This is a genomic window from Akkermansia massiliensis (genome assembly GCF_018847375.1).
In the GTDB taxonomy this organism is placed as follows: domain Bacteria; phylum Verrucomicrobiota; class Verrucomicrobiia; order Verrucomicrobiales; family Akkermansiaceae; genus Akkermansia; species Akkermansia massiliensis.
Genome location: NZ_CP072036.1, coordinates 505,912 through 519,749, shown reverse-complemented (window position 1 = coordinate 519,749; position 13,838 = coordinate 505,912). Strand labels below are relative to the sequence as shown.

Here is a 13,838-nt window from a genome sequence, read left to right as displayed (position 1 = left end):
ATTTCCCCATGGTTGTTTGGATTGCATTTGATTAGCTATTTTTTATATCTGCCGCCGGATAGCCGCATGATGGGGCAGCGGAAAGGCGCGGCCCGTGAGCTATTGTCATTTATGGGTCATCCGTTGTGCGCTACGGAGTGGTCATGGTTTCAATACACTTATCATGACCAAGATTGTGATTGCCCTGTTATCCTTAGCGGCGCCACTGGCATGCGCCGCCCTGCCTTCCGGTTCACCCTCCGGAGCTGCCACCCCTGGTGAGGAGAAGGTGGTTCAAATGAAGGGCGTCATGTCCTTGTCTCCCGCTATGGTCAAGGAGATCAATGAAGGCGGAGCCCTGACTATTTCCTCCCCCTCTTTTCCTTCCGGTTATTATACCGTGTACCGTTTTGTTTCCTCCCGCGGGAATGTAGTGCAGGCTTTTTCCGTGTTGGAGAGGAACCAGCTCCAGGCCCTTGGGATGGCTCTTCCCGTGCAGGTAAAGGCCCGGGAAGAGCTGGATGAAGACGTATCCTGGAAGCTGGAACGGGAAGTGGTAGCCATGTTTTCCTATGGAAGATCCTATATGCCCCATTGTGAGGAAGTCCTGGTGCGGGAGGCCGTGTACGGCCCCTTGTCCGGCGCGATGGTTTCCCATGGCGGCGGCGGAGGATTTTACGGAGGGCCTCCCGGCAGGGGAAACGGGTTTGCCGCCAACCAGCTTAAACCAAGTCTTCCGGATAATGAGGCCAGCTCCAAGCCGTCAGACGACAAGGATACGCCTGTTTCTCCGGACAGGAAGCCCGACGGAGGGACAGAGGCGGCCGGAGATGAGGCTGTGGCTGATTCCGGGAAGGAAGAGCTTTCTCTGGATTCCCTGCTTACTGAAAATACGGTGCCGACGTCTTCTCCCGATCCCAAGACGCTGCGTTTGCCGGCGTCTCTGGAGGCGGAGGCCGTTCCGGAACCGTCTTCCGCCATGCTGGGCATGTTCGGCATCGCCTGCCTGCTGATGCGGCGCAAGCGGAGTTGAACTCCGGTCCCGTTCTCCATTCCGGTTTTCCAGCCGGGAAGGAATGGTTTTTCTTTTCTACGCCGGAACATGGTTTGCAAACAGGCAGTGTCATGAGAAAGGCGTTCCGGCCTGAAAAAGCCGGAACGCCTTCATGCAGCTAAGTGAATGGATTTTATTTGCCTGCGGGCGTGCCGAAGACGTTGATTTCCGCAGCAGAAGCGCTGTTGCCGTCCAGCGAGTTCGTGCCGGTGAAGCGGAAGTAGCGTACGGGTTCCTTGACGTTCTTGAGGTTGACGGATTGCTCGATGGGATTGGCGCGGAGGTTGGAGAATTCCCCTTCCGCCGCCTTCGTCCAGGTTTTTCCGTCCGGGCTCACTTCAAACTGGTATTTGTCCGTCATTCCGGAGGTTTTTCCATCCTGCCTGGGCAGGTAGGAGAAGCTGGAGACCTGGTAGGGTTTGCCCATATCCACCACAAAGGATTGGGGCGCCTCAGCCTTGGCGAACCAGGAGGTTTCCGGATTGTCGTCAATGGCCGCCGCAGCGTTTCCGGAAGTGGCGTTTTTCACCTTCCACCCGGTTTTGCTGATGCCGAATTTGGCCTGGCTGACGGGACCCAGCTTGCCGTTGGAGAATTGGCAGCGAGCCTTGACAGTGCCGCTTTCCGCAAATTTGGCGCCCTGGCTATAGACGGGGGAGCCTTCCTTGGGTTCGCTGCCGTCCGTCGTGTACAGGATTTTGTTCTTGCCGTCCGCAAGGATGATGAGGTTGTCTCCGCGGCGGAAGATGGAGGGCCGCACGGCGCCTGCCGGCTGGCGGAAGAGGGAGAATTCAGAGATGCAGGGCGTGGCCTGGCTGCCCGTGATGCGCAGGCGCAGCTTCTGGGCGGTGATGGGGCGGTTCAAACGCCGCATGACCTGGTTGCCGATGGTCTTTCCTTCATTGTCGATGCAGACCCATTTGCCGTTGATGAAGGCGTCAATGTTGAAGGAGTCCACACGCTGACCCAGGCGGATCTGTTCGCGCAGCCGGATGACGTCGAAGGTGGCGGGTTTGGGCAGCGTAATGAAGGCGGTGGGCGTCAGGTTGTCGTCCTCCACGGCCCAGTAGGTTTCCATGTTGCCGTCCGTCATGTTGGAGGGGGCGAATTTTTTGTCATTGCCGCGCGTCTGGCTGGCCGTGACGGTGGCGCCCAGGGCATAGTCCCTGGCATACAGCTTGTCGCGCAGTTCCTTGAATTCCATCAGGGATTTAACGTCCGCAGGGTCCAGTTTGCCGGTTTTGTCCGCCGCCACGTTGAGGATGAGGTTGGCTCCGCGTCCCACGGAGTCAAACCATACCTGCATGAGTTCTTCCGGGGATTTGACGCGGGAAGCCTGCCCCTGGTGCCAGAACCAGCCGGAATGGTTGATGGTGGTGTCCCCTTCCGCCGGCACCCAGCGTTCTCCGCCGCGCTTGCCGGTTCCTCCGCCTCCGCCGTTCAGCCCCACGGTGCTCCAATGGGGGTAGTTGACGTGGCCCTTTTCAGAGCCGCCCCAGCGGGCGTCTCCGTAGTGGCCCGCGCCCCAGATGATGCAGTTGGGCTGGATTTTGCGGATCATCTCCACGATTTTTTCAAAGTTGTAGTACTTTTCCGCGTCGCCGATGTTGCGCTTTTCCTTGGCCCCTCCGTAGTAGCCGTCCCCCCCCGTTGGCGCCGTCAAACCAGATTTCAAAGACGGGGCCGTAGTTGGTCAGCAGTTCGCGGATTTGCTTGTAGTAAACGTCCAGATAGCCTTCCTTGCCGTAGTCCGCATTGTTGCGGTCCCAGGGACTGAGGTAGGTGCCGAATTTAATGCCGTGCTTTTTGCAGGCCAGGGCGAATTCCTTGACCACGTCTCCCTTGCCGTTTTTCCACGGGCTTTTGGTGATGTTGTGGTCCGTGGACTTGGTGGGCCACGCGCAGAAGCCGTCGTGGTGCTTGGCCGTATAGATCATTCCTTTCATGCCGCCCTTCTTGAAGGTGGAAACGATGTCGGAGGCATTGAAGTCCGTAGGGTTGAAGATTTTCGGATTTTCGTCGCCATAGCCCCATTCCCTGCCCGTGAAGGTATTCAGGCCAAAGTGGATGAAGCCGTAGAATTCCATGCGCTGCCAGTTGACTTGGGAGGGGGTTGGCACCGCCCCGTAGGGCTTGGGAGGGTCTGCGGCCCAGCCGGGCAGCATTGAAGAAGAGAGAACCGTTCCGAGGAAGAGGGAGGCAAGCTTGTTCATGCAGAAAAAACGTGTGTTGAAAAATACGGGGAATGTTCTACCCTTCTTTCATACGGGGGCTTGGCTGTCAAGTTGAAAGGGAGGGTGGAAGGGGAACGAAGGGGGTTAGCAGGCTCTAACTTCGACATGCGGGGAATTCCGCTTGATACGGGACCGGGGTCCGTTTAGCATACAGAGGACTTTTGTTCCCATGTCCTATTTCCGTTTTTTACTGCTGGCGCTGGTTCTTCTGACCGGTTCCGCGTTTATCAGCGAGAGCGCCCCCGTTTACATGGCCCGGCGGGACAGCAAGTTCGCGCTCGTCCCTCTTTGCGACGGTTTTGATTTTCCGGTAGGCAAGCCTGACGGCAACGGCTATTACCGGTCCCGCGGCCTGCGCGTGAAAAGCCCCCGCCACATGGGCGAGGACTGGAACGGCAACAGCGGGGGCAATTCCGATCTGGGTGATCCCGTTTATTCCGTGGGCCACGGCGTGGTGACTTACGCGGCGGATGCCCGCGGCGCGTGGGGAAAGGTGGTGATTGTCCGCCATGCCTTCCGCGAGCCCAAGTCCGGAAAGGTTCTTTGTTGCCAGACGCTTTACGCCCATTTGAATGATATTAACGTCGTGCTGGGGCAGTTGGTGCTTCGCGGCACCCAGGTGGGCACCATCGGCACGAACCGCGGCATGTATCCGGCCCACCTTCATATTGAACTGCATTACAATCCGGACGTGAATTGCGGCCAGCAGGGTATTCCCAAGACGGAGCGCAATTACGGCCGCCTGACGGATTTCATCACCCGCTTCCGCCGCCTGCCTCTGGAAAAGAGGATGGTGCGCGTGCCCATCGGCGGGTTCCTGCCTTACAAGGGCACGGAAGGACTTTGATTTTTTGACGGATGACGGACGGTGAAGCTGTGCATTTTCGGCGGTTCGTTTGATCCCGTGCATGAAGGGCACGTTCGTGTGGCTGCGCATGCGCGTGAGTACTGCGGGCTGGACCGTGTGCTGTTCATGCCGTGCTCCCTGTCTCCGCTGAAGGAGCAGGCCCCCGCCGTGACGGATGACCAGCGTTGCCGGATGATTGATCTGGCGCTTCAGGGACTGGATTGGGCCGTGCTTGACCGGACGGATTTGAATCTTCCGCCGCCTTCGTGGTCTTGGAGGGTGGCGGAGTGCGCAGCGGACCGTTATCCCGGCGCGGAGCTGTTCTGGCTGATGGGCAAGGACCAGTGGGATTCCCTGGAACAGTGGGGCCGCTGGGAGCACCTGGCCGGGCTGGTGACGTTCCTCGTGTACCACCGCGGCGGTGAACCGGCGCCCAGGGAAGGGGTGCGCGCCGTTTTTATTGAGGGGGATGAGCCCGCTTCTTCCACCCGTGTGCGGCATGATCTGCGTACGGGCGTATGCCCCGTGCCTCATTTGAATCCGGAGGTGGAGAGCCTGATCAGGCGGGAAGGCCTGTACGGCGCGGCGCGCAGCTAGGGGGGAGCAGCCTGTTTTGCCTCATTCCTGCTTGTTTCCGGGGGCTTCCTCCGCGTAGTGGACCTGCATCAGCGTGAGCCCGTCCGGCGGGGCGCAGAACGGGCTTTTATCATCCGGGCGTGGGTAATTAATGAGGCGCGCCAGTTCGTCCAGCGTGATTTTTCCCCGAGCGGCTTCATGGGCGGCTCCTGCCATGAGGCGCACCATTTTATAGAGAAAGCCCGTTCCGGTGAGGGTGATGAAGACATGTTCCCCCTCCTGCACCACCTGCGCCTGCGTGATGGTGCGGAGGAAGTAGTCCGCCGGGATGGGGCGCGGTTCATTGCCGCGCAGGGCCGCAAAGGCCGTAAAGTCATGCGTTCCCAGAAAGAGCCGGACGGCTTGCTCCAGAATGTCCGTGCTCCAGGCCAGTGGACGGTGCCAGGCCAGCCCGGCGTCAAAAGGGCTGAGGACAGGCGCACGGGAGATGCAGTAGCGGTAGGTTTTTCTCGCCGCGCTGAACCGGGCGTGAAAGCCTGGGGGAACGTATTCCGCATGGGTGATCCGTATGGTCCGGGGCAGGCGGGTATTGAGGGCGGTGGGCCATTTGTCCGCAGGAATGCGGTGGGTGTCCGGCGCATCCACATGGAAGACCTGGCCCAGCGCATGCACGCCGGCATCCGTCCTGCCGGAGCCGTGGATGCGGACGGCGGAGCCGAAGAGGGCGGAAAAGGCGCGTTCCAGGGCGTCCTGTACGGTGCGGCCCCCCGGCTGGCTCTGCCAGCCCAGGTAGGGGCGTCCATCGTACGCGGTGGTGAAACGGATGCGGGGCATGGGGCCGATTGTGTTGGAACGGGCCGGTTTTGGCAAGCGGCAAGTACCGTGCGGTGACGGTTTGGAATGGATGCCGTGCGTTCCGTCCGCTCCCTAGCTTGGAGGCCATAAAAAGATGGCTATACGAATACAGGATTTTGGAATGCTGCATGTGGCTCCGGATTTGTCCGGCGTGATTCCGTTGAACGCGTTTGAAGCGCAGGCCGCCGGAGTGCGGAACCTGGCTGCGGGCGCGATGGATTTGGCAGGAACGGCGGGTGCCGCGCTGAAGGAGATGCAGGAGGTGAGGGATGCCGGGCAGTGGGCGCAGGCCCGCGACGGCCTGTACCGCTTTGAACAGGACGTGATGCGGGAGCTGGAGGCCGGCGGGGAGCCGGACCGCCTTCAGGAGAAGTGGAAGAAGGCTTTGGCGGAACGGCTTCCCGCCTACCTGCCGGGCCGGATGTCCGCCCCGGTGAGGGAGCGCGTGGAGCTGGCGAGGGAGAATCTGGAGACTGCCGGAAGCATTTATTTGCAGAAGATGTCCCGGCTGGGCCAGTTGGAGGAGGCTCGGCGGTCCTGGGCCGGAGGGGTGGAGTCCGCCGTAGAGCAGGGGGAGGATTCCCTGGCCGAACGCAGGATTGAAGAAGGCCGCGGCGTGTTTGTGACCGGAGATGAAGCCTCCCGCATGGCGGAGGAAGCCCGTGCCCGTGTGGCGCTGAACCGGGCGGTGGAGGAGGTTCGCCGTGATCCGGCCGCGGCAGTGCGCCTAGTTTCCCGGGAGCGGGAAATGCCTCAGACCCCGGAGGAAAGAAGAGTGGCGCAAGAGGCTTCTGCGGCATATGGAGAGCTGAAGCGGCGTTATGCGGATGCTGTGGCGGCTACCGTATCCGGCGGCGGCCTGCTGCGGGATGACGGGCTGGCGAATGCGGAGAAGCACGGCTTGATCAGTTCCGAACAGTTGAGGCGTTATACGGCTTCCAGGGACTGGAGGCAGGCGGCGGAGTTTTCCGGCGTCAGCATTCCGGGAGACGACATGCTGCTGTGCCGCATGGCTTCCCTGATTGATGAGGATTGCGGAGGAGAGGGGGATGCGGACGCCATGATTGAAGTGGCTACTTCCGGCCTGCCTGCGCCGCAGGTGGAAAGACTCCTCCGGCGGCGGGAGGTGATGATGAATGTTCCCCTGGAGCTGCGCCGTGCGGCTTCCCGCCGCCTGTCCTCCATGTTCCGGAACGGAGCCTGGGGACCGCCGGAGGACGCCCGTGCGGTGGAGGAATGGAAACGCGTCCAGATGGAGTTGGCGGAGGCCGTGCAGAGGTCTCCGGAACAGCCGGCGGAGGAGATGGAGAAAGTTTTTGAGAAGGAAAACCGCCTCCAGGATGCAGGCTGGGTAGGTTTTACGGATATGAATATGAATAACGGAAAGGAAGGCAAGTGATGATGGAAGATGAGAGGAACCAGGAACAGGACGGGACATTTTTAGTAGAAGAAGGCGTGCCGGAAAAGGCCTCCGCAACGATGGAGGAAAACCGGTTGCAGGAGGAGAACGCGGTATCCGCAGTCCCTTCCGGCGCGGGAGAATTCCCGGAACAGGTGGCGGCGGCGAAGGAAGAGTACTGGAACAGCGTGCTGACGGGAGATGTGATGACCATTCCCCGGGAGGTCAGGCAGAAGGCGGAAGCGATGTATCCGGCGGGAACGGCTGACCGGGAAAGGATTGCCGCGTGCGTGATGCAGTCATGGGTGGCGGATTCGGGGGAAATCCCCCGCGAACGCATCCGGAGGGACTGGAAGAGTATCCGGGAAGAGGTGGCGCGGCAGTATGGAGCGTCCGGCAAATCTGATGACGAATTGTTTGTGGCCGTCTCCATGCACAACCAGGTGCGCCTTTCCCAGCGGGAGACCTTGTTTGAATTGTACCAGGAGGAGTATGACCGCACGCTGGCCGGGAGTGGAACGGCTCCGGACGAACGGAGGAAAGAGGCTGTTTCCGCGTGGCCGGAGGAGATGCAGGCCGTGGCGGACCAGTTGAAGAGCAGGGCCGTGTCCGACGCCCTGGATGACAGGAACCGTCTGGCGGACGCCGCCGGAATTATCCGCAGGGGGCTGGAAGGGCTGGTAGCCAGTGAGGCCCCGGCGCCGGAAGGTTTTTCCGCTGTGCAGGTGAACCGGAAGGCGGTTGCCGGAGTTCCGGACGTCATTCGCGCCGTGGATTGCCTGGCGTCCCTGGAGGACGGGGACCGGCGGAAGGTGTTCCGCATGATGGCCCCCTACCTGCGTTCCCGGCCCGCTTTCCGGGATGCCCTGGGGGGCGCGCTGAAACGCGGAGCAGCGGAAGCAGCGGAAAATGTGGCTCATCTGGCCGTGAACGGTGCGGCCTGGGCCCTCCCGGAAGGCCGGGAGAAGGAGGCGTTGGACAGGTATTCCCGGAGTTTTGAGGAACTGCGGAATTTTGCCAGGATGGAGTTTGCTCCCCTGCGCGGAGGAAAGGATGCCCCCTGGTTCCGGGAGATGCTGGTGGACATGGCCCAGCAGGGCGCATCCACGGCGCTGGCGTTCAGCGGCCCGGCCGGGCTGGGACTGCTGATGGCCGGGGAGACGGGCCGCCACATGGCGGATGCCCGGCGCATGAATCCGGACGGCGTGTTTGATGCCCAGATGGGTGGCGCGGTCGTGTCCGGGGGGATGAACACCCTGCTTTCCTTCGGGATGACGAAGCTGGGCCAGCGGATGCTGGGGCAGGGGATGCGCGCGTTCCGGGCCATGAGGTCCGCTTCCGGGAATGTGGGAGCGGTTCTTTCCGGAACGGGAGCCATGGCGGCGGATGCCGTGAAGATGGCGGCGGAGAACAAGCTGATGGAGCTGACGCCCATGGTGGCCCAGGAAGGCGTGGGAGCGTTGACGGACAGGGTGTCCGGCGTGGACTGGGAGGGATGGAAGGAGCGGCAGATGTCCGTGGACGACCAGTTGAGGGAGGCGGCCATGATGATGCCGTTCCTGCTGATCGGCGCGGGAAAGGCTTCCCTGCACCATTTCCGCCATGCCGGAACCTTGCTGGGGGACGGAGAACCTCTGAAGGTGTTTGGCATTCCGGATGAAGCGGTAACCCGCATCCTGCGGGAGAAGGACATGCGCCGTGCCGGGGAGCTGCTGCAGAAGTCCCTGCGTGATTCTCCCCTGTGGGGATCCCTGTACATTTCCAGAAAGGCGCTGGAATGGTCCCGCGCGCTGGATGAAGCCGGGGAGCCTTTTTTAAGGACGGAACAGGACGTGAGGGATTTTCTGGAACTGCCTTCTCCCGTGCGCACGAAGCCCTGGAAGATGAGGGATTTTCCGGAGTCGGAAGCAGTGTTGAAAAAACTTTTTCCCCATCCGGACCATGCGGCGGCCAGGACCAAGTGGCTGTTGCGGGCCGGGCTGCCCCGCGTGGGAGAGTCCGCCGCGGCGGACGGCCGCCGCGTTTATGAGGCGGAGCCGGCCCCCGGCATGGAGATGAAGAGAACCCGGGGCCGGAGTTCGGTAGAAGAGGCCCTTTCCTCCTGGTATGAAGCCCTGTGCCGTATGGAAGAGGAAGATCTGGGGCTGGCCAGGAACAGGAACGGGAGGGAGATTCCGTGGCGTTTGAGGAATGCGGCGGATTACGACGTGCAGGCGGACGCCCTGCGCCGCGCGTTTGTGGAAGACAGGCTGAAGAAGCGCGCCTACCGCCCGTACAGGATGCTGCTGCTGGCTTATCCGGAGGAAGCGGGGCGTAGCGGTTTTTCCGGCAGGGACTGGGACGCCGTCACCGTGGAAATGGAGCGCCGGACGCGCGCCAATGTTTACGAGGGAGTGATGGAACGGGTGCACGGCGCTTCCCATGAGGAGGTGTCCGGGCATGTGGCCCTTCGCCTGTGGGAGTCGTTTTGCCGTGATGAGGGTTCCTGTGCCAGGGCGCGCCGCTGGCTGGAGGAAGGGAGCTCCCTGATGAACGCTCCGGATTTGCTGGCCGGGGCTTCCGGCCCGGACGGCCTGGCCGCCGCCCTGTCCAGGATGAGCGGCATGATGGCTTCCCTGGGGGACCGGGAACGCCACCGGGTAAGCCCGGAGCTGCGGGAGATGAACCGCATGGTATGGGGAACCCAGGCGGATGTGAACAGCTTGTACCAGGTGCTTCCCAATATGAAGGAGTTTGACGTGCATGTAGGGCGCGGCTACACGCCGGTGGAGAGTTACGGGCGGCTGCTGTCCCGTTTTCTGGAAGTGGAACCGGAACACGTGGCCCGTTATGCCACCGTGCTGGATGCGCCGCGGCTGCATGCCGGTCCGGAGCGGGCGGTTCCGCGCGTTTATCCGGGTACGCAGAAAGCGGTGGAAAATCTTTCCCGCCTGACTCCGCGCCTATTCCAGTCCTCGCGTGGGAGCGGAGGCGGGGAAAGGCTGTGGCGGGTAAAATATCCCAATGGCAGGTGGTCGGCCTGGCATCCTTCGCAGGAGGCGGCGGGAGCGGACCTGATGGCCAATGTCTCCATGATGTTTTCCCCCGCCTGCACGGCCAAGAGGGATTTGATCCGGAGCTGGGAATGGCACGCCCGCAGCGGGCATCCGGAATGGGATACCAATTATCTGCGGCTGACCGCAGGACTGGAAAACGTGCAGGGGGAAAGGCTTTCCTGCCTGTATGACAGCCTGACGGCCATGGCGGTGGCGGATATGCTGAAGGCCGGTTACGGCGTGCGGGGCGCCGTGGGTTCAGGGGACCGTCTGGAGGTGACGGGCAGGGGCCGCGTGGCCGCTGAAACGCTGATGAGCCATGACGCCCTGCGGGAACGCATGGATATCCACGGCAAGTACGTGGGGGACGTGCAGCGGCTGGGAGTGGATGCGGACAATCAGCCCGTTCCCTCGGCCAAGGGACTGGTGATGCACCGGCTGCGGCTCCATAATACGGAGAATCCCCTGGCCTTGATTGAGGACAAGGCGGAGGTCGTATGGGACCGGCTGATGCGCACGGACCAGCTTTCCCCGGAGGACGCGTGGGAGATCCTGAAACGTCTGGGCCGCGTGCCGCGCCGCAGGGCACTTCCCGGAGAAACGGAATTGATTGAAGAGCTTTCCCAGCTCTCCAAGGAGTATTTTTTTGCCCATCTGGACCATGACGCCGTGCCGGAGACGGTAGCTTCCTGGGCGCGCTACGGGGCCGCAAGCCCGGACAAGGCCCTGGAACCTCTGGAGGAATTGGTGCGCCGCGCCGGGCTGCTGAAGAAAACGCTGAAGGAGGGGCCGGAAACCGCCGAATTCATGGGCATGCTCCGTGAAACGGTGGGAATGAATGACCGGATACGGGCTGAACGCGCCTGGGACGCAGGCGGTGAGGAGGTGCGCCTTCCCATGATGGAAAGGTACGCCCATAGCCTGATGACCGGCAGGCTGCTGTCCACCGCGCCGGACCACGTGAGGGAGGACCTGCTGCGTTCTCTGGCCGCGCTGGACGGATATGGGGGCGGGTCCGTCCGCAGGATGGAACGGCTGGCGGAACACCGCATGACGGAACTGGCACGGGCGCTTCAGGAGTTTCCCCAGTTGAATGCATGGCGTCCGGACCCGGAGCATCCCGGCCTGTACCTGCATTTGGTAAAGCGGCCGTTCAAGGCCGGGAAGGGAACCCTGCGCGCGAAGGATGTTTCTCTGGAAGCCATGGGAGAACTCCTGCCGGAACCTGTTCTGGAGGCCCCCCTGTATATGGAGGAGGATTTTTCCGTCAGGAGCGGCGTTCCTGCCCCTGCCGCATGGCGCAGCCGTCCGGAGGTAATCCGTGCGGTGGAAACGCTGGACGTGGTGAGGCGGGATTTTGCAGCCCGGCCGGAAGCCGCGGAGTCCGGCATCATCTGGCAAGGAAGAACCTACCGGATTGATTCCGGGACGGCCCCCGAAGGGGTGGCAACGGCCTGGAGCCGGGAACTTCCCCTGGATGAAGCCGCTTCCCTGATTGATGTTCTGGACCGCAGGCAGGAGGAAATGAGAGGGGGCATGCTCCCCTTCCTGCCTGATCCGGAGGAGGCGCGCGCGATGTACGCCAACTGCGTGATTTACCGTGACCCGGACGACCCGGGGCATACCGTTCGCCTGATGCCGGGCATTCCGGAAAGCCCCGTACGGCAGGCGCGCGCTCCGTATGTGGTGCATGCGTGGAACGGCGTTTACCTGGACAGCCGGGGTCTGCCTGCGGCGTCTGAGCGGGATTCCTATATTCCGCTGGAGCGCTTCACAGGCGCGGGAGAGGAGCCTTCTCCGGAAACCGCTCGGGAGAGCCGCGCCCGGTCCCTGGGCCGGATTCTGGAAACGCTGGGAGATGCGGATGCGCAGGAACGCTGGTGGTGGAACAGGGAGCAGGCCGTTGGGTGCTTCATGGAAGACGTCGTCAGGCTGTATGAAGAGCTGGGGGTACGCTCAGGCTATCTGAGGGGGGAGCTTGACCTGCTTGATCCCGTGATGGTTCAGGCTCTGCGCTTCGTCTCCCACGTGCTGAACGATCCCCTGGCCTACCGCCTGCCCCTGGACAAGGGGACGGAGGCCCTGAAGGGAATGACCAGGGAGGGAGTCCTGCTGAAAGAACTGGTGGAGGAACATGGAAACTTCTAATCATCTGACGGAATCCTGGAGCCAGCCTTGGCAGTCTGTCCTGTCCAGCCAGCTCTGGAGGCTGGAGCACCTGTACTGGATAGAAAACAAGGCCGGGCAGCTCCAGCGCTTCTCCCTGAACAGGGCGCAGCGGCGGCTGCATGAGCGGCTGTGGTACAGGAACGACATCCTGAAGGCGCGCCAACTGGGCATTTCCACGTATGTGGCCATGCTGATGCTGGACATGAGCCTGTTCCGGTCTAATTTCCATTGCGGCATTATTGACAAGAGCCTGCCGGACGCCCAGCAGAAGCTTGCCAAGCTGCGTTTCGCCTGGGACCATCTGGATTACGTGCCGCCCGACCCTTCCGCGATGGATGTGGCCCTGGCCCGGCTGGGAGAGAGAATCAAGAGCCTGTCCGGCGTGGAGAAGAAGGGGGAATGGCGGCCCTGCACGTCTGCGCGCAACCGCTTGGCTTTCGCCAACGGGAGCGACGTGCGCGTGGGGACGAACCTGCGCGGGGGCACCATGCAGTTCCTGCACGTTTCCGAGCTGGCGCATGTTTCCGTGCACGCCCCGTGGCGTGCCAGGGAAATCCGCACGGGGGCGATCAATACGGTGCCCCCCGGCGGCTTTATCCTGAAGGAGAGCACCCATGAGGGCGGCCGGTACGGCGTGAATTACGAACTGACGCGCCAAGCCATGGAGAACATGGGCAAGAGCGAGCTTTCTCCCCTGGATTTCCGGTTCTTCTTCTTTAGCTGGTTTGACCAGGAGGAGTACACGTTGCCGGGGCGCGGCAGATGGAGCCGGGAACTGGACGAGTACTTTCTTTCCCTGGAACGGGAAACCGGAGTGGCGCTGGATGCGGGCCAGAAAAGGTGGTACGCCCGGATGGCCCGCGTGATGGGGGCGGCCATGAAGCAGGAGTACCCGGGAACGCCGCAGGAAGCTTTCTCCACCGGGGAGGAGGGGAGCATTTACGGCAGCCGCATCATGGCCCTGCGGGAACGCGGGCGCGTGGGGACGGAGTTTGCGGCGGACCCGGACGCCCCCACCTTCACGGCGTGGGACCTGGGGTTGAGCGATCATACGGCCATCTGGCTTGTGCAGGTGATGGGGGACAGCTTCCACTGGCTGGACCATTACGCCGCCAACCAGCAGCCCCTGGCCCATTATGTGGAAAAAATGAAGGAATGGGAGAAGGCGCACGGCGTGGCGGTAACGGCCCATCTGCTGCCCCACGACGCCGCGCGGAGGGATGCCCACGGCATTTCCTACGTGGAGAACATGGCACGTCTGGGATTGGCGAACGTGCGCGTCGTTCCCAGGACCACGGACGTCTGGCGCGGCATCAATACGCTGCGGGAACTGCTGGAGCGCAGCTTCTTCCATGCCCGCACCCAGGAAAGGGTGCGCGGCGTGCGCGGAGAGGAGGAGCCCGGCGGCGTGGAACATCTGGAATTGTACAGGTCCAGGCCGCCGGGTGCGGGCGGTTCCTTGGTGGAGAGCCCCGTGCATGACGGACATTCCCATACGGCGGATGCCGCGCGCACATTTGCGGAGGCGTGGTCCCATGGACTGCTCCACGGGCCCGGGAATGACCGGGGCCGCGGCAGGCGCGCACGGATGTGGTGATGGAAGGAAAACGGGGCCGGGAAGAGATTTTTTTGATTGATGGTTGACAGTTTTGTCAAAAAGCGGTTCCTTTTTCCGGCTTTCCGTTGTCTA

At 62.2% G+C, this 13,838-nt stretch carries 9 protein-coding genes; 6 read left to right on the top strand and 3 right to left on the bottom strand.

Going from position 1 to position 13,838, the window contains the following annotated elements; all coding sequences use genetic code 11:
• Positions 1 to 163 precede the first annotated feature (163 nt).
• Positions 164 to 1,012: a PEP-CTERM sorting domain-containing protein gene (locus tag J5W70_RS02165; RefSeq protein ID WP_022396553.1), complete on the top strand. Its 849-nt coding sequence runs from the start codon at positions 164 to 166 to the stop codon at positions 1,010 to 1,012.
• A 154-nt stretch (positions 1,013 to 1,166) separates the two neighbouring features.
• Here J5W70_RS02165 and J5W70_RS02160 read toward each other — a convergent pair whose 3' ends face one another.
• Both J5W70_RS02160 and J5W70_RS02155 read right to left on the bottom strand, forming a co-directional pair.
• Complete coding sequence (locus J5W70_RS02160) at positions 1,167 to 2,696, bottom strand: discoidin domain-containing protein (RefSeq protein ID WP_215841933.1); 1,530 nt, start codon at positions 2,694 to 2,696, stop codon at positions 1,167 to 1,169.
• Positions 2,608 to 3,246 carry an alpha-L-fucosidase gene (locus tag J5W70_RS02155; RefSeq protein WP_215841932.1) on the bottom strand — a complete coding sequence of 213 codons (639 nt, stop codon included), beginning with the start codon at positions 3,244 to 3,246 and terminating at the stop codon, positions 2,608 to 2,610. Before J5W70_RS02155 ends, J5W70_RS02160 begins: the two co-directional genes overlap by 89 nt.
• Positions 3,247 to 3,436: 190 nt before the next feature.
• On the opposite strand from J5W70_RS02155, the gene J5W70_RS02150 reads away from it, so the two are divergent.
• On the top strand, positions 3,437 to 4,114 hold the full coding sequence (locus J5W70_RS02150) for a M23 family metallopeptidase (protein ID WP_022396555.1): 678 nt from the start codon (positions 3,437 to 3,439) through the stop codon (positions 4,112 to 4,114).
• 21 nt (positions 4,115 to 4,135) lie between these two features.
• A complete protein-coding gene (nadD, locus tag J5W70_RS02145) occupies positions 4,136 to 4,711 on the top strand; it encodes a nicotinate (nicotinamide) nucleotide adenylyltransferase (protein ID WP_022396556.1) in 576 nt (191 codons plus the stop codon).
• A 21-nt stretch (positions 4,712 to 4,732) separates the two neighbouring features.
• On the opposite strand, the gene truA is transcribed toward nadD, so the two are convergent.
• Positions 4,733 to 5,524: a tRNA pseudouridine(38-40) synthase TruA gene (truA, locus tag J5W70_RS02140; protein WP_022396557.1), complete on the bottom strand. Its 792-nt coding sequence runs from the start codon at positions 5,522 to 5,524 to the stop codon at positions 4,733 to 4,735.
• A gap of 115 nt (positions 5,525 to 5,639) precedes the next feature.
• On the opposite strand from truA, the gene J5W70_RS02135 reads away from it, so the two are divergent.
• The 3 genes from J5W70_RS02135 to J5W70_RS02125 are packed head-to-tail and all read left to right on the top strand — an operon-like array spanning position 5,640 to position 13,745.
• On the top strand, positions 5,640 to 6,944 hold the full coding sequence (locus tag J5W70_RS02135; protein ID WP_215832900.1) for a hypothetical protein: 1,305 nt from the start codon (positions 5,640 to 5,642) through the stop codon (positions 6,942 to 6,944).
• On the top strand, positions 6,944 to 12,127 hold the full coding sequence (locus tag J5W70_RS02130) for a hypothetical protein (RefSeq protein ID WP_022396559.1): 5,184 nt from the start codon (positions 6,944 to 6,946) through the stop codon (positions 12,125 to 12,127). The genes J5W70_RS02135 and J5W70_RS02130 overlap by 1 nt, the downstream gene beginning before the upstream one ends.
• Positions 12,114 to 13,745, top strand: coding sequence for a hypothetical protein (locus tag J5W70_RS02125; protein WP_022396560.1), 1,632 nt, complete (start codon positions 12,114 to 12,116; stop codon positions 13,743 to 13,745). Before J5W70_RS02130 ends, J5W70_RS02125 begins: the two co-directional genes overlap by 14 nt.
• Positions 13,746 to 13,838: the final 93 nt, after the last annotated feature.